The organism is Nitrospinaceae bacterium, assembly GCA_018669005.1.
In the GTDB taxonomy this organism is placed as follows: domain Bacteria; phylum UBA8248; class UBA8248; order UBA8248; family UBA8248; genus UBA8248.
In genome coordinates, this window is record JABJAL010000090.1 from 1 (window position 1) to 15,130 (window position 15,130).

General features: G+C 55.5%; 15 protein-coding genes and 1 tRNA gene. 9 read left to right on the forward strand and 7 right to left on the reverse strand.

The genetic code is table 11. The features are described 5' to 3' along the window. The 6 genes from HOJ95_14340 to HOJ95_14365 all read left to right on the forward strand — a co-directional run. On the forward strand, nucleotides 1–359 hold a 359-nt coding region (locus HOJ95_14340; protein MBT6395878.1), incomplete at its 5' end, for an NAD-dependent epimerase/dehydratase family protein. After that, nucleotides 359–523, forward strand: coding sequence for a hypothetical protein (locus HOJ95_14345; protein ID MBT6395879.1), 165 nt, complete (start codon nucleotides 359–361; stop codon nucleotides 521–523). The genes HOJ95_14340 and HOJ95_14345, both read left to right, overlap by 1 nt. A 12-nt stretch (nucleotides 524–535) precedes the next feature. Continuing rightward, a complete protein-coding gene (locus HOJ95_14350) occupies nucleotides 536–754 on the forward strand; it encodes a hypothetical protein (GenBank protein ID MBT6395880.1) in 219 nt (72 codons plus the stop codon). A gap of 10 nt (nucleotides 755–764) precedes the next feature. Then, nucleotides 765–2,540 (forward strand): hypothetical protein, encoded by a 1,776-nt coding sequence (locus HOJ95_14355; GenBank protein MBT6395881.1) that lies wholly within the window; start codon nucleotides 765–767, stop codon nucleotides 2,538–2,540. Nucleotides 2,541–2,633: 93 nt separating this feature from the next. Then, nucleotides 2,634–4,430 carry a hypothetical protein gene (locus HOJ95_14360; protein MBT6395882.1) on the forward strand — a complete coding sequence of 599 codons (1,797 nt, stop codon included), beginning with the start codon at nucleotides 2,634–2,636 and terminating at the stop codon, nucleotides 4,428–4,430. A 212-nt stretch (nucleotides 4,431–4,642) separates the two neighbouring features. Next, complete coding sequence (locus HOJ95_14365; GenBank protein ID MBT6395883.1) at nucleotides 4,643–5,149, forward strand: PH domain-containing protein; 507 nt, start codon at nucleotides 4,643–4,645, stop codon at nucleotides 5,147–5,149. 40 nt (nucleotides 5,150–5,189) lie between these two features. On the opposite strand, the gene HOJ95_14370 is transcribed toward HOJ95_14365, so the two are convergent. The 6 genes from HOJ95_14370 to HOJ95_14395 form a co-directional block, all read right to left on the reverse strand. Further along, complete coding sequence (locus HOJ95_14370; protein MBT6395884.1) at nucleotides 5,190–5,696, reverse strand: hypothetical protein; 507 nt, start codon at nucleotides 5,694–5,696, stop codon at nucleotides 5,190–5,192. 19 nt (nucleotides 5,697–5,715) lie between these two features. After that, nucleotides 5,716–6,180, reverse strand: a complete 465-nt coding sequence (locus HOJ95_14375) for a hypothetical protein (GenBank protein MBT6395885.1) — start codon at nucleotides 6,178–6,180, stop codon at nucleotides 5,716–5,718. Between the two features lie 42 nt (nucleotides 6,181–6,222). Further along, nucleotides 6,223–7,050 carry a maleylpyruvate isomerase family mycothiol-dependent enzyme gene (locus HOJ95_14380; protein MBT6395886.1) on the reverse strand — a complete coding sequence of 276 codons (828 nt, stop codon included), beginning with the start codon at nucleotides 7,048–7,050 and terminating at the stop codon, nucleotides 6,223–6,225. Further along, complete coding sequence (locus HOJ95_14385) at nucleotides 7,047–7,916, reverse strand: xanthine dehydrogenase family protein subunit M (GenBank protein ID MBT6395887.1); 870 nt, start codon at nucleotides 7,914–7,916, stop codon at nucleotides 7,047–7,049. Before HOJ95_14385 ends, HOJ95_14380 begins: the two co-directional genes overlap by 4 nt. A 1-nt stretch (nucleotide 7,917) precedes the next feature. Beyond that, nucleotides 7,918–10,257, reverse strand: coding sequence for a xanthine dehydrogenase family protein molybdopterin-binding subunit (locus tag HOJ95_14390; GenBank protein MBT6395888.1), 2,340 nt, complete (start codon nucleotides 10,255–10,257; stop codon nucleotides 7,918–7,920). A gap of 66 nt (nucleotides 10,258–10,323) precedes the next feature. Continuing rightward, the gene (locus HOJ95_14395; protein ID MBT6395889.1) at nucleotides 10,324–10,794 is read right to left on the reverse strand and encodes a (2Fe-2S)-binding protein; all 471 of its coding nucleotides are present in this window, start codon (nucleotides 10,792–10,794) and stop codon (nucleotides 10,324–10,326) included. 425 nt (nucleotides 10,795–11,219) lie between these two features. Here HOJ95_14395 and HOJ95_14400 point away from each other — a divergent pair, with 425 nt between their 5' ends. Next, complete coding sequence (locus tag HOJ95_14400; protein MBT6395890.1) at nucleotides 11,220–12,491, forward strand: hypothetical protein; 1,272 nt, start codon at nucleotides 11,220–11,222, stop codon at nucleotides 12,489–12,491. Between the two features lie 174 nt (nucleotides 12,492–12,665). On the opposite strand, the gene HOJ95_14405 is transcribed toward HOJ95_14400, so the two are convergent. Next, nucleotides 12,666–12,869, reverse strand: coding sequence for a hypothetical protein (locus HOJ95_14405; protein MBT6395891.1), 204 nt, complete (start codon nucleotides 12,867–12,869; stop codon nucleotides 12,666–12,668). A 451-nt stretch (nucleotides 12,870–13,320) separates the two neighbouring features. Here HOJ95_14405 and HOJ95_14410 point away from each other — a divergent pair, with 451 nt between their 5' ends. Further along, nucleotides 13,321–14,580, forward strand: a complete 1,260-nt coding sequence (locus tag HOJ95_14410; protein ID MBT6395892.1) for a YncE family protein — start codon at nucleotides 13,321–13,323, stop codon at nucleotides 14,578–14,580. Between the two features lie 180 nt (nucleotides 14,581–14,760). Beyond that, nucleotides 14,761–14,846: transfer RNA gene (locus tag HOJ95_14415), tRNA-Leu, on the forward strand. The last annotated feature ends 284 nt before the right edge of the window (nucleotides 14,847–15,130 follow it).

Below are 15,130 nucleotides of genomic sequence, written 5' to 3' on the forward strand. Positions count from 1 at the left end.
GAAAATCACCAAAGATATTTGGAGACGGTGAGCAGAGTCGTGATTTCACCTACATCGACAACGTGGTGTCAGGCAATATTCTTGCAATGAAGGCAGATGGTGCGGGAGGCGAAGTATTCAACATGGCTGCGGGTGATAACCATTCTGTGAACGAGCTATTCTCTAAGCTGTGTGCGATCACGGGAACCGAAGGCATCGATGCGACCTATGCGCCAGCAAGGAAAGGCGACGTTTTCCGCTCCCAAGCAAATGTGTCGAAGGCAAAAGAAATATTGAAATTCGAGGTCCTTGTTTCCTTCGATGAGGGGCTTCGTCACACTGTCGAGTGGTATCAAAACAACGCTGATGGAGTCTCATGATGTTTAGAGCTATTTTGGGTACCCTCAAAGAGCTATTCGAGTTTATGTGGCACAACAAGATATGGTGGATGGCGCCAATCGTGATTGTACTACTCCTTTTTTCGGGTCTGATGTTTCTGGCGCAGTCGAGCGCGCTGGCGCCGTTTGTCTATACGCTTTTCTAGAAGGAGAAGAGGATGCTCAAGCGGCTCTGGGAGGGTTGGAAGCGTGTGGCGAAAAAGATCGCCCGCTTCAACTCCTTGGTCATATGTACGATCCTCTATATTGTTATTCTGCCCCTTGCGGCGATACCTTTTCGCCTGTTCAAGGACCCTCTCCGCCTTAGCGGCGACGCCGGCTTTATTGATCGTGAGCAGAGCGAGGCCACCATGGACGATGCCGCTCGTCAGGGATAGGTAATAACCATTGCATATTCTGGGAATCAGTTGTTTTTATCATGATGCGGCTGCGGCTTTGTTGCGTGACGGTGAGCTTGTTGCGGCCTCCGAGGAGGAGCGCTTCAGCCGGGTCAAACACGATTTTGGCTATCCAGAGCTGGCCGTGGAGTTCTGCCTGAAAAAAGCGGGTATCGAGGCTGGCGATCTCGACTACGTTGTATTCTACGAAAAACCCTTCCTTAAGTTCGAGCGCATCCTCAACACCGTGCTTCAGACATTTCCGGGCTCGCTCAAGGTGTTCCAGGAGGCGATGATCAACTGGTTTGGCGACAAGCTCTGGGTCAAGGGCATCATCTACAAGCGCCTGGGGATTCCGCTAGAAAAAATTCTTTTCGTCGAGCACCACATGTCACACGCCGCGAGCGCCTATTATTCATCGCCCTTCGATGAGGCGGCGATTCTCACCGTGGATGGTGTGGGCGAGTGGGCGACGACGACGATGGGCCAGGCCAGAGGGCAGGACATCACCCTTGAGCGGGAGCAGCGCTTCCCGCATTCGCTTGGCCTTCTCTACAGCGCCTTCACCGCCTACCTCGGCTTTGAGGTCAACGAGGGCGAATACAAGGTCATGGGTATGGCGCCCTACGGCGAGCCCAAGTATGTCGATGAAGTGTGGAAAACCGTGCGCCGCGAGGGGGAGGGCAACTTCTCACTTGAGATGGACTACTTCACTTTCCATCGCTCGGCGACGCAAAGTTTTAGCGACAAACTGGTTGACCTGCTTGGTCCCTCGCGCGAGCCCGAGAGCAATTTCTTTACGCGAACCTCGGGCTATCCCAGCTACTATGGCGATAAACCACCCGACTACGAGGCGGCCTGCAAACTGAACGAGCACTACGCCGACATTGCCGCGAGCATCCAGAAAGTAACAGAGGAGCTTGTCCTCGACATGGCCCGCTCGCTTCACCGCTCAACAGGCCTCGACCAGCTCTGCATGGCGGGCGGGGTGGCTCTTAATTCTGTTGCGAACGGGCGCATCCTTAAAGAATCGGGTTTTAAAGATTTGTATATCCAGCCAGCGGCGGGCGACGGCGGCGGTGCCCTGGGCGCGGCGCTCTACGTCCACAACGCTTTGCTCAAGGGCAAGCGTACGCCAGTAATGAGCCACGCCTATTGGGGTGAGGAGTACAGCGCCGCCGAGGCGGCCGAGCAACTCCGCGAGGAGGGTGCGAAATGGGAAGAGATTGACGATGAGTCGAAACTAATTGCCCGCGTCGTCGAGCGCCTCATGGCGGGCGATGTCATCGGCTGGCATCAGGGACGCTTCGAATGGGGTCCCCGTGCGCTGGGTCATCGCTCCATAATTGGCAATCCCACGAGTGAGGCGATGAAGGAAATCGTCAACACGAAGATTAAATTCCGCGAGCCCTTCCGTCCGTTTGCGCCCTCGGTGCTCTCCTCCCGTGCGGGTGAGTATTTCGATATCGATGAGCCCGAGCGTCACTACCCGGCGCGGTTCATGCTCCTGGTCGTTCCGGTGCGCGAGGAGGCCAAGGCGAAGCTTCCCGCAATTACCCACGTGGACGGCACCGGACGCCTCCAGACAGTTTTCAAAGAACAGAGCCCGCGCTACCACCGTCTGATCGAAACCTTCGGCGAGGCCTCGGGGGTTCCCGTGGTGCTGAACACCTCGTTCAACCTGCGCGGCGAGCCCATCGTGAACACGGCGGCAAACGCCTACCACACCTTCATGGCCTCGGAGATGGATATCCTTGTTGTGGGCAACTTCTTGCTGACGAAATAATCGATTTCTCGTTTTTTCGATTCAACTAATTCCGTCCAGAAATAATCATATGTTCCACCTAATTTTGAATCATCAGGTCGGGGTGAGGGTTTGATGCGCAACTGGGCCGTATTTGTGGTGTCGATCTTGTTGGCCGGGGCCGCTTTTCATCTGGCCGTAGACAGCGCCCCTGCGCCTGTGCGCCGCAGGCTTTCCGCTCCCCATGCGGCGGTGGCGGGTTCATGGACATCTCCTGCTTATCTTCGAGGTCGCCGCCGGGTGATTGAGAGTAAAATCTCGCAACCCATCCTTCGATTCTCAAATCCTGGCGCTGACGCATACTGGGTTCGTGTTTTCTATCTTCTTGATAGCAGCGGCAGTGCCTCGGCGCAGCTCGATGGCGTGGCGGTGGCCCACCTCAAGGGGGGCGGAAAGTGGCGGCGGGTTGAATTTTCGGCTCCCTTTGCTCTCAAGGGCGCGGCGCGGAATATCTCCTTTCGCCTCCCCGAGGGGGGACGTCTTTATGTTCGCCGCGTTGATTTCAGGAACTACTTCATTCGTCTTGGTGATTTCTTTTCGATAAAACCCGTGGGCGGGGCCCGTGCCCAGGCGAGCACCCAGGCAAACGCCCTTTGGTGGCTGCTCTTTGGCGCATTGTTTCTTGCGGCAGGGGTGTTGTTCAGGCGGGGCGAGGCTCCTGTGCCCACTCGCCACGCAAAAATATTTTTCCCGGCGGGGGTCCTTGGCCTGATCGTCGTGATCGTTCATCTGACATCGGGCTATGCCTTTCACGCGCACCCGGCTTTTTTCATCGCCGTTTTTGCCTCAACGCTCGCCATTGTCTCAGATAAGACTCCCTGGTGTCTTGCCGCTGGCCGATTGGCGGCGGCCACCGTTGCCACCCTCTTGGCGCTGGTGCTGGCCGAGGTGGCTCTCATTGTCTTGGACCCGCCCATGAGCCGCCCCCGAGTGAAAAGCTATGCGATGTATTCCCCCGATCTCGGCTGGATGAACCGCCCCGGCGCCGAGGGCTGGCATGTCGATATCGGCTACCACATCGGAATCAACTCGCACGGCCTCCGGGGGCCGGAGACAACTCTAGACAAGCCCGAGGGCGTGTTCCGCATCCTCGGGTTGGGTGATTCATTCTCTTTTGGATGGGGGGTCGCCGAGGAGAAAACCTATCTCCGTGTGCTTGAGGCGAAACTCCGAGCCGCTGGTTATCGGGTCGAGGTGCTCAATGCGGGTGTTCCCGCCTGGCACAGCGTCCAATCGCTCGGGTATCTAAAAACTCGGGGGCTGCGTTTTAAGCCTGATCTGATACTGGCCGAATTTTTTGTGGACGATGTCTATAAATCGAGCCTTGAGCAGCACGTTAAGAGCTACAAGGCGAATAAACTGCGGGAAGAGGAAGCGGAGGTGAAGCGAAAAAAAGCCGCATCTTCGTGGAGCCCGCGCCTTTATCATATGTGGTTCAACTACCGGAAAATTCGGCGGGCCGAGCGCGACTACAAGCGCCGCAACCCCCATGCGAATTTTGAATCCGAGCAAAAAACGCTGTCCCGCGATTTTGATAAAAAGGCGGGGCGCGTTGCCGATCTGAAAGAGATGGTTTCGGAGTGGAAAAAGACCCGCGAGAAAACCAAACTACCCATCGTCATGTATTATATGCCTGCGGGCGGCGCGCTTGGTTCACCGCCGCATCAGGGTGAATTCCGGGCGCTCCGCCAGTTGAGCCTGGAGGCGGGCCTTCCTTTTTATGATGTCATGAAATTGTTTGAAAGCCATCCAACGCCCCGAAAGCTCTACCAGCATCCCAAGGACGGACACATCGGCGATCTGGGCCACGCCGTTCTCGCCGATGCCTTCGCCAAAATGATCATCGAGCGTGGCTACCTCAAAAAGCGCTAGAGCTTATCGCGCGGGCAGCTCGGGCTCTGAGTTATGGGCATAATCCGCGACTGCCACAGCATCCCAATTGAAAAAGCCACGTTTGAAATTAATAGAAATAAATTTATAATAAGAAGTATCGCATCATTGAAATTTTCATAGCCATTGTGTGGCGGAGGATGGTTGTGGATTGGTAGGGTTAAATGAATTCTTGTAAGAAGCGGGGAGGGGAAATGTCATACGTAAAGAAAACATTACAGGAAGGTGAAGAGGTTGTGGTCACGGCGAGAATATCCATGAAACCCACTTGTGTTGGTTTGCTCTTCTGGGAAGCTGTTTTAGTTTCTGTATTTTTTATTGTTCCTGAATCTGAAATTGCAATTCTGAAGAATGAAAATTTTAATTATCCAAACAGTTCGAACCAATTGATTATTTTAGCAATGCTGGGAGTGTTGGTTTTTTCTGTCTTTTTTGGTTTTCTTGGAACTTTTATTCGAAGACTTGCCCACGAGATGGTTGTGACCAGTAGTAGAATTGTACACAGGAAAGGATTGATCTTCCGAAATACAGAAGAAATGGATAGAGGGGCGGTTGAGAGTATTTCTCTTTCTCAGGGAATGTTTGGTCGAATATTTAACTATGGAAACGTAACAGTTAGGGGAAGAGGAATGGGAGATGTTGAAATGATGAGTATTGACGGTCCTTTAAAGATCAGGAACAGCATACAGGCAAGAAAATAGATATGGTTTTATATAAAGAAAGAAACTACCTCAAAAAGCCCTAGAGCTTATCCATCGATCGCCTCTGGGCGCGCTCTTTTTTGGAAAGCTTTCGGGGATTTCCTTTTTTCTTGGTCGTGATCCGTTTGGGCCGCTCTTCCATCTCGACCCCGCCTTCGGCCGCCATGGTCATGATGAGCCGGTCGGCGAACTCCCCTGAGCGAATCAGCGCCCCCGCCATGGGCTCTGCACGGTCTCTAAGCTCTCGGTCGGAGGTGACGAGCGTTGCCCCTCTGAATTCATCCCTCATCAGCCGCACAATCAGATCGTCGGCAATTTCGCCCCGAGAAAAACGTACGCCGACCCCGTGAACGCGCCCGTTTCCTGTTTCCATTCCTCTTTGTCCATCGAAGACGACGGTGATCTCGAATTTGGCTTGCGATGTGCGTCGATACTCGCCCAGAAGCTTGAGAAACGCCTCGCGGCCTTGCTCAAGATCGGCGCGGAGGGTGCGGCCCAGCTCTGGAATGGCGGGAATGACGTTGTAGCCGTCGATAAGGAGTTTCATGAATTAGAGTCGCCGATTTTTAGGAGGAGACGTCCCAGTTTTCTTTCATCTCGGCGCCGCTCGCCGCGAGGACGCCGTAGGACGGACAACGCAGCCGCCGTTCGAACTTGATTTGTTCGATCTGATCGGAGGCCGCGTCGGTGCGGATTTTGATGTCCACCTCGACCTCGGTGTAGCACGGATGATAGCCCTCGGCCCCGGCGATGCCGCGCGGGCTGTAGGTACCTCGCGCGTCCACCTCTAGCTCGTGGATGGTGATGCCCATACCCTGCGTGATCCGGTAGAGGAGCATGGCGGTCGCGCCGGCGTAGGCGCACATCATCATCTCGGTGGGCGCGGGCCCCTTGGGCTCACCACCCGCGTAGGCGGGTGAGTCGATGTAGAGAGTCTGCCCGGAGGGGGGGGTGATACGGGAGCATTCGGCCCCTTCCCATACTGCGTGGGCTTTGGCGACGTTTGTCTCGGGAACCTCTTTTTTGGCCATGAACTAACCTCGATACAATTGAAAGGGAAAAAGAATGCGGCACTAGAAAGGGTTGAAAAGTATTTTGATGAATACCTCGGCCATGGTTTCATTGCCGGTGACTTTGAATTCTCCCGAGGCTCGTTTTGCCTCGATATCGGCGCGGCCCGAGGTGAGGCGAATCATGTCGCTGGCCCCGGCTGCGAGGCGAACGTCAGGGCTGGAGGCGGCTTCAGAAACATAGGTGGCTTTTTTGTCCTTGATCTCGACGGTCCAGGCATGAGCCGGATCGGTTGTCTCGATGACATAGATGCCTTCGAGATCGGGATCGGGCGATTGGCCATAAAAAAACGGCAGCCGCTCTTTTAAAATGTCGAGGCCGTGATCGAGCCCCACGGGGATGAGCGAGGCGTCTGGCTCGTTTCGAATGTCCCATTCGTGGAGGATGAGCTCGTAGAAGCGCTGGCCCGGAAAGTATTTGACGGGGGTGGGGCCCCTGGGGTGAAAGGCGGGCTTGTTGAGATCCTCGGGCTTAATGGTGGCGAAAGTGTCTTGCAGGTCATTCGCCGCCGCCTCGAAGCGATCAACGCGCTCGCCGCCGGACAGGGCGATGAGTTCGTCCATCATCGTCATGCGTATCGAGCGGAATTCGGGCACATCTTTTGCGCCGAAGGGAATCGAGAGTTCGCCCGCGCGGCCATGCTCGATGGTGTGTGCATAAAAACGCGCGCCCAGGGTCATGTGGCTGATGACGTGTGAGGCGGTCCAGCCGGGGCAATAGCTCTGACGGGCCCAGGTGGCGGCATCAAACTCTCTCAGCGCTTCGATAAGGATTTTGTTGTGTTTCTCAACGAAGGAAATTGAAGGGATGAGATCAGAGTTGTCGGTCATTCATTTGCCTCTTGAGCGGCTTTTTTAAGTGTGCGAGCAGTCCAAACACGGGCGAGGTTGCGGCGGAAATCGGCTGAACCGTAGAGATCCTCGAAGGGTTCGACGTCATCGGTTGCGTGGAGAGCGGCGTCGGCGATGTTCTCCTCGGTTGGCTTCATGCCGAGGATAGTGCGCTCGACGCCGGTGGCCCTGTAGGCGGCAGCAGTAACGCCAGTGATGCCTACGCTGGCATGCTCGACGTTGCCCTCGGCGTTGAGCCCGATGATGGCGGCTACCCCGCAGATGGCGAATCCGCTCGATTGTTGCGCCTCGTTGCCGTAAGCGCTGCCGCTCCGATCTTGGGAGATCGGAACCTGGACCGAGGTGAGAATTTCATTTTCAGCCATGGCGGTCTCGAAGGTGCCCTCGAAGAAATTCTCCGCCCGATAGGAGCGGGCACCCGTCGGGCCGGTGACGACGAATTCCGCATCAAGAGCGATCAGCGCTGCCGGGTAGTCTGCGGCAGGATCTGCGTGGGCGATGGCCCCGCCGATAGTGCCCCGATTGCGCACCTGAACGTCGCCGATCTCGGCGGCTGTTTCGGCGAGCAGGGGGCAAAGCTTGAGTATCTCGGGCGAGCTTTCAATCTGGTAGTGGGTTGTCATGGCGCCGATGATGAGAGATTTTTCATCCCGCGTGATGCCGCTGAGGGCTGGTATCCGCCCGATGTCTATAAGGACACCTGGGCTCGCGAGGCGGGCCTTGAGCACTGGAAGCAGGCTATGTCCGCCAGCGAGAAGTTTTGCCTCATCGCCGTGTTTTTCAAGAAGGCCAATGGCCTCCTCCAGGGTCTCTGGCCTGAGGTAATCAAACGAAGCGGGAATCATCCTAGGCCTCCTTGGCAGCCACGACTCGCCAGATGCGCTCGGGCTTAACGGGCATGTCCATATGGCGCACCCCGAAAGGAGAGAGCGCGTCCACGACGGCGTTCACCACGGCGGGGGTAGAGCCGATCGTCCCCGCCTCTCCGACGCCCTTGGCCCCGAGGGGGTTCACGTCGGTCGGGGTAGTGGTGTGATCGAGTTCGAACCTCGGAAATAAAACGGCCTTGGGCAGGGCGTAGTGCATGAGCGAGCCGTTGATGGTCTGGCCACCTGTGTCGTAGAGGATTTCTTCTTCAAGCGCCTGTCCCACGCCCTGGGCGATGCCGCCATGCACCTGGCCAGCGACCAGCAGCGGGTTGATCTGGTTGCCCACATCGTCCACGGCGACATAGCGAAGAATTTTCGTGCTCCCGGTTTCGGGGTCTACCTCGACGAGCACCACATGGGCACCGAAGGGGAAAGTAAAATTCGGGGGCTCGAAAAAATGTGTTTCCTCAAGGCCCGGTTCGGTGCCCGGAGGCAATTCGATCGCGGAGTAGGCCATGCCTGCGATATCGCCAAAATCGGCGGATTTCTCGGGCGTGCCACGAACGAAAATTTTACCGCCACCAAATTCGATGTCGCCCGCATCAGCCTCGAGTTTCATTGCCGCATAGCGAGCCATTTTCTCGCGTACCTTGTCGCTTGCAATGGAGACCGCCGAGCCGCCGACCACTGTGCCCCGGCTGCCGAAGGTGCCCACGCCGAAGGGAACGACGTCGGTATCTCCGTGGATTACTTCGATGTTGTCCACATCGATGCCCAGTCCGTCGGCCACAATCTGGGCGAAGGAGGTTTTCTGACCCTGCCCGTGGGGCGAGGCGCCGGAGAATACCGTGACCTTACCGCCCGGCTCGACGCGAACCCGCGCGCTCTCCCAGCCCTGGCCGCCAAGGGCCGCAGAGGGGCCCATGCCGCAGACCTCGACATAGGTGGACAGGCCGATGCCCAGGTAGCGCCCTTCCTTGCGGGCTGCTTCTTGCTGGCGTCGCATGTCCTCGTAGTCTGCATTTTTAAGTGCCTTGTTGAGCGCGCCGGCGTAGTCGCCGCTGTCATAAGAGAGTCCGGAGGCCGTCGAGAAGGGAAACTCGGATTTATCCGGAAAATTCTTTCGCCGGATTTCGACCGGGTCCATCCCCAACTCGGCAGCTGCCATGTCGATAATGCGCTCTAGGATATAGGTGGCCTCGGGCCGCCCGGCGCCGCGGTAGGCATCGGTGGCAATTTTGTTTGTGAAGACGCCGGTCACCTTCATCTCGACATTGGGCAACTTGTAGGGACCCGGAATCATCAGGCCGGTTAAGGTGAAGATCGCTACCGTCAGGTATTGATAGTAGGCGCCGCAATCGGCCAAGACGGTGTAGCGCAGGGCGGTGAGGCGGCCGTCTTTTTTGAGGCCTAACTCGACCTCTCCTTGTTGGCCACGCCCGTGGATGGTGGCGAGGAAATTCTCTGAGCGCGACTCGATCCATTTGATGGGCTGGCCCAGGTCGCGAGCAATGTGAGAGGCCAGTGCCTCCTCACGGTAAACGTTGAGCTTGCTGCCGAAGCCGCCGCCGACCTCGGGGGTAATCACCCGCATCCGGTTCTCGCTCAAGCCGATTTGCTCGGAGATATGTGTTCGAAGCTTGTGGGGCACCTGGGTTGAGGACCACAGCGTGAGCTTGTCCTCGCCCACGTCGTAGCTGGCAACAACGCCTCTTGTCTCAAGGGCCAGAGGTGCCACCCGGCCGTTCACAATCTTTTGATTTATGATGACGTCGGCCTCGGCGAGGCCTTGCTCGACGTCTCCACCAGCAAGTTCCCAGTTGAAGGCAATGTTGTCGTCGTATTCTTCGTGCACTTTGGGAGAGCCGGGCTCGATCGCTTTTTCAAGGTCCACCACGGCATATTCGGGACTGTAATCGATGTCGACGAGAGCCGCCGCGTCGCTTGCGGCGTAGCTCGATTTGGCGATAACGACCGCCACGGGCTCGCCCGCGAATTTCACCTGTTTCTCGGCCAGAACCGGCTGGGCGGGCACCTTGGCGTCCGGCACCAGGCCCGCCACAGGAACGGGGCCGACTTTGCCCGCAAGCTCACCGGCGGTGTAGACGGCCACGACGTCCGGCATGTCGATAAGGGCTGAGTAGTCGATGCCATTGATGGTGGCGCGCCCATACGGGCTTCGCACGACCGACATGTGGAGCATATCCGGAAGCTTGATGTCGTCCACGTAGTGGGCGAGCCCCTGGATGAGTTTCGGGTCCTCCCGCCTTTTAATGGGAGAGCCGATAAATTTTGGCGCCTCTGGCGCTATTGCCATGTTCGCTGCCTCAGTTTTGCCGGGGGGGGGAGTTGCCCCTCAGCTATTTTGTTGCTTGTCTCGTTATTATTTTTGCGCCCCGGCGGCTGCCCCAGCGGCAGCTATCGCATCAACGATATTTTGGTACCCCGTGCAGCGGCATATGTTTCCCTCGATGCCGCGGCGAATCTCGGCCTCTGTTGCTTTGGGGTTGCGCTCCAATATTTGATAGGCGGTGAGGATCATTCCCGGGGTGCAGAATCCGCATTGAAGTCCGTGTTTATCCCAGAACTGCTCCTGGATGGGATGGAGTTTTCCCTCATAGGCGAGCCCTTCGATGGTCGTAATTTCTGCCCCGTCTGCCTGTACGGCAAGGATGGTGCAGCTTTTTACCGCCTCACCATCGAGCAGAATGGTGCACGCGCCGCAGACGGAGGTCTCGCACGCGATGTGCGTTCCGGTCAACCCCGCATGGTCGCGAAGCAGGTGGACCAACAGGGTGCGGGGCTCGACGTCGAAGGAGTGGACCTCGCCGTTGATGCTGAGTGAGATATCCATGTTCCCTTGCTCCCGGAATAGTTAATGCCTATGCCGGACGGGAAAGATTCCCCGCTCGGGCGATTTGGTTGTAGCCGGTTCATGAGTATGGAAAGACAAGGCGGGGGGTGTCAAGAACAAGTTGATGGCAAAATAGGCGAATCGATTTAATTATCTTGAGAAATGGCGGAATGTTTAGCGGGCCGCATCATTTTATGCAGAAATCTTTTTGAGCTTTGTCGCCTCGCATTGAGGCTGGATAATGTGTATTATAAATGGGTCAAAACAATCATGTTGCAAGCCTACATGAAGGTCTTTAGTACGGATTTGTGGTGCTGGCGATGTGCCGGTTAGTGGATTTTCTTGCCTCGCTAGGTGTGATGTCGTATTAACGCGAGGCATTGAAAGTATCCATTTATTTTTTGAACTAATAGAAAGGGAGAGCCATGTCGAGACCTTATTACAAACCAGATCCAATCAGAGGCGGCGGCGGCGACGCCTATATCGGCGTTGACCACCAGCTCACCGAGCCATGGCCCGAGGAGAGCCGCAATGTGCGCCTCGTTGCTCATTCTGACTTAAATGGTTGGGGCGATGCTTTCCAAATTCAGGTAGGTGGGGGGTTTTGTTATGTAGCGGCCTCCGGCGTGAACGGCCACGACGGCATGACGATCCTCGATGTGAAGGATCCGTCGAAGCCGAAGATAGTCAATCAGCTCACGGACAGCCCTGCCGCACGAACCCACAAAGTTCTTCGAATCAACGATGAAGTGCTTATCACGAACTCCGAGATCAGGCCCGACTTCAAGGACGATCCCGAGGTCGTAGGCGGCCTGCGTGTTTTTGATAACACCGATCCCGTCCACCCCAAATTCATTAACTATATCGAGGTTGACGGATTCGGCATCCATCGGCCCATCTACGACAGGAAGCGCAAGTTGATGTACAGCTCGGGTTTCCGTGATGGCTACGAGGGCAAGGTCCTCTTGGTCCACGACATGGAGGACCCCTGGTCGCCTGAGTTTGTCGGCCTTGGCCATATCGAGGGTCAAAAAGAGGGCGAGTCGCCCAGCTGGGACCCCGAAATTGTCGGCAATGGCGCCTGGGTTCACGAGGGAAATCCCTTCGGTAACTACGTCACTTGCGGCTATTGGGACGCTGGCATTGTCATGTTCGACATGACCGATCCTTCCGATCCTAAGTTTATGTGGCGCCAGAACCCGCACGAGACCCACGGCTGGCCGGGTTGCTATCACAGCTTCTTAGTACCAGACGGCTCAGAGTTCGCCATCGTCACCCACGAGACGACAACGGTGAACTGTGACCATCCGCCTGCGTTCGTCACCTTCTACGACATGAGAAACATCGACAACCCGATTCCGGTGAGTACTTTCATGCCGTATGAGACGGATCCGTATGAAATGCGTCCGGTGGACAAAAAATGGTCGCAGACCGGATCGCGCCACGGCGCGCACAACGTCTGGCTCGACATGACGAAAGACGATCTGATGTACATCAGCTGGTTCAACGCGGGTCTTCGGATCGTCGACTGGTCGAATCCCTTTAGCCCCAAGGAAGTGGGCTACTACATCCCGGCGGGCAATAAAGAGCGTTTCTGCCCGCAGAGCAATGACGTGCAGGTCGATAAAGAAACCGGCCTGATTTATGTTGCCGACCGTTGGGGCCTTGGTCTCCACATCCTTGAGTACACGGGGTAGGCGGGGTAAGGCACACGGATAGTTAATTTAAAGAGAATCGCCCCGGTCTTTTACAAGGCCGGGGCGATTCTCTTTGGGAAGTCCGGGGGAGGTACTAACAGATGCAGATGCTCTCTGGGAAGAGAGTCAATAGTTTTGAGCCTCTAAATTAAGCTACCCGCGTTTGGCTTCGCCCTACAGAATTTCAGGAATGGGGAAAGCCTCTTCTTTCTGGGCAAGGATGGCCTGTTTCTCTGACGGCCCAAAATCCGTTGCCGAAATAACCTGGAAATTTTCGCACTCGATTTGATAGGCTTCCAGGTATTCCTCAGAGTCGAGGACGTGAAGCTTTCTCCCGCCGTCCGGATGATAGGCAGATTCTTCATTGTGTAAATTCATTGGCGTAACCCCTTCTAAGAAAACCGCTTTAAATGTCACTTATCCCAACTACTGAGGATATAAAGCCAGAATCGTGCCAATTATTGGTCAAGGGAATATATTTTTAGGTATTTATTTGCTGACGCCCAAGAGGCGCGAAAAATAAGGGGATTTTTGGAATTTTCTTTTTCGGGTGGTTGAGCAAAAATCGCGAAAAATTTGAATTCTCAGTGGATTTTGGCCCCCTCTCATGCTGGTTTTCTGGCAAAGGGGCATAAATCTGACGCGGTATTTGGGGAGGAGGGACCCACGTTGGGCTCGAACGAATTTAGAATCATATAGATGAAGTCTTGGTATAAACAGGAAATAATGGGACCTAAAAATCTGATACTGGTAGCTGTAATGTCTGTCGTGCGCTATTTTGTCCTTATTGAAATATTAAATGGGGAATGGTGTTTCAGGAGATCTCGAGATGAAATGGAACTTGATTCAAGCGCGCTCACGGTTTTTGGGGTTGGTTCTTCTCCTTGTCCTGTCTTTCTTGCGACCGTTTCCAGCCCTGGCAGACACGAGTTTTGCCTATGTGACCCATATTTATGCAACACACGTTTCGGTGATCGACGTAGAAACAAGTCAAGTTATCACCACGGTGCCAGTTGGCCTTTATGCTTTTGAGGTCGTAATTAGCCGGGATGGAAAACGCGTCTATGTGGCAAGTGCCTCAGGCACTGTTACGGTGATCAATACGGCCAGCCATAGCGTTATAGCTACCGTGACGTTAGGCCAGTCCAACTATGTAAATCCGGGTCCGATCGCTGTCAGCCCCGATGGCGGACGCATCTACGTAGCCGATCTCACCGCGGACATCATTACCGTGATTGATACGAACACCTTTAATACCCTGGATGTTTTTCAGACGGGAGATGCACCCAACGATATAGAGGTAAGCCCGGATGGAACCCGTTTGTATGTTGCCAATCGATTTTCAGAATCTGTTTCCGTGTTCGATACGTCCACCAACGGTGTGGTGGCCAATGTCACCGTGGGGATATGGCCCTATTCGCTGGCCGTTAGCCCCGATGGCGGTCGCGTGTATGTGGCGAACCAGAATTCCAACAACGTGTCCGTAATTGATACATCCACCAACAGTGTTGTGGCCACGGTGCATGATCGGAAAGCGAGTGCGCCCTGGGGCATCACGGTGACCCCGGACGGGAGCCGCGTCTACGTGTCGAATCTGATGACCAATAGCATGACGGTGATAGACACGGCGTCGAATACCCAGGTGCCGGCTCCAGGCCTCGGATATTTTTCCGTCATCCGGCCCGGGGGTATCGCGGCCACCCCGGATGGAAATTTTGTGTACGTAACAAGTGTTTACAACAAGAATTTGACTGTCATCGACACGAGAACCAACAGCGTGGCCGGAATCATTCCGCTGGCAACAAGAGCCATGAGTGTGGCCATTGGCTTGAGGACTGAAGTTTTGATCGAAGACCTTCAGGCCGCTTTGGCAACCTTGGGGTTGACCACGGGGCTGGAGTCGGCACTTCTGGCGAGCATCGGGGCCGCAGCGGACTCGCTGGAGCGCGGAAATACCACCTCGGCCGCCAATCAGATCGAGGCCTTCATCAACAAGGCCGAAGCCCAGACGGGCAAGGGTCTCACCCAGGCGCAGGCCGAGAATCTGATCGTCCTGGCGGAAGGGGTCATCGAGGGTTTTTTGGAATAAATCCCGCTCCTCACAAAACCGCCATTTGTTTCTGGGATATTGCTCAGCACCGAATAATTCTCTCATCTGGCTTGAATCGGATTTCGGGAGGTACAGACAAGTATTGTCTGCGCCGCAGAAGTGGGGCCTCGTGGACGGCACTTTCGGCCCCCTTGCCGGGTGGTGTAAGTTACCGCCTGGGCCCGGGTGGTGGAATGGTAGACACTACGGACTTAAAATCCGTTGGCCGGAAGGCCGTGCCGGTTCGAATCCGGCTCCGGGTACCATATTTTTCAGTGGTTTAGGGTTTTTGGAGGTTCTTGAAGGTTTCCGATTTTCCTCGACTGCGACAGAAATGCGGTAGAATAATCGCCTAGGGGATTTGCTGGAACTATTTCCCGGCCTTTGAGTCGGGACTCTTGTAGATATCTGTGACCTTGCCCCTTCAAACCGGTCCAAGCTGAAAGAGAGGATATTCGATACTCTTTTGGTAAGACCGCCCAACCCGGGAGGGGATTTAGATGAGCAAGAAGCGCCATACACCCGAGCAAATCATATCCAAGCTAAGAGA

Coding starts and splice junctions, on each gene's coding strand:
- HOJ95_14345 (MBT6395879.1), top strand. CDS start 359: ATGTTTAGAGCTATTTTGGGTACCCTCAAAGAGCTATTCGAGTTTATG.
- HOJ95_14400 (MBT6395890.1), top strand. CDS start 11,220: ATGTCGAGACCTTATTACAAACCAGATCCAATCAGAGGCGGCGGCGGC.
- HOJ95_14375 (MBT6395885.1), bottom strand. CDS start 6,180: ATGGCCAAAAAAGAGGTTCCCGAGACAAACGTCGCCAAAGCCCACGCA.
- HOJ95_14410 (MBT6395892.1), top strand. CDS start 13,321: ATGAAATGGAACTTGATTCAAGCGCGCTCACGGTTTTTGGGGTTGGTT.
- HOJ95_14395 (MBT6395889.1), bottom strand. CDS start 10,794: ATGGATATCTCACTCAGCATCAACGGCGAGGTCCACTCCTTCGACGTC.
- HOJ95_14390 (MBT6395888.1), bottom strand. CDS start 10,257: ATGGCAATAGCGCCAGAGGCGCCAAAATTTATCGGCTCTCCCATTAAA.
- HOJ95_14365 (MBT6395883.1), top strand. CDS start 4,643: ATGTCATACGTAAAGAAAACATTACAGGAAGGTGAAGAGGTTGTGGTC.
- HOJ95_14380 (MBT6395886.1), bottom strand. CDS start 7,050: ATGACCGACAACTCTGATCTCATCCCTTCAATTTCCTTCGTTGAGAAA.
- HOJ95_14360 (MBT6395882.1), top strand. CDS start 2,634: ATGCGCAACTGGGCCGTATTTGTGGTGTCGATCTTGTTGGCCGGGGCC.
- HOJ95_14405 (MBT6395891.1), bottom strand. CDS start 12,869: ATGAATTTACACAATGAAGAATCTGCCTATCATCCGGACGGCGGGAGA.
- HOJ95_14385 (MBT6395887.1), bottom strand. CDS start 7,916: ATGATTCCCGCTTCGTTTGATTACCTCAGGCCAGAGACCCTGGAGGAG.
- HOJ95_14370 (MBT6395884.1), bottom strand. CDS start 5,696: ATGAAACTCCTTATCGACGGCTACAACGTCATTCCCGCCATTCCAGAG.
- HOJ95_14350 (MBT6395880.1), top strand. CDS start 536: ATGCTCAAGCGGCTCTGGGAGGGTTGGAAGCGTGTGGCGAAAAAGATC.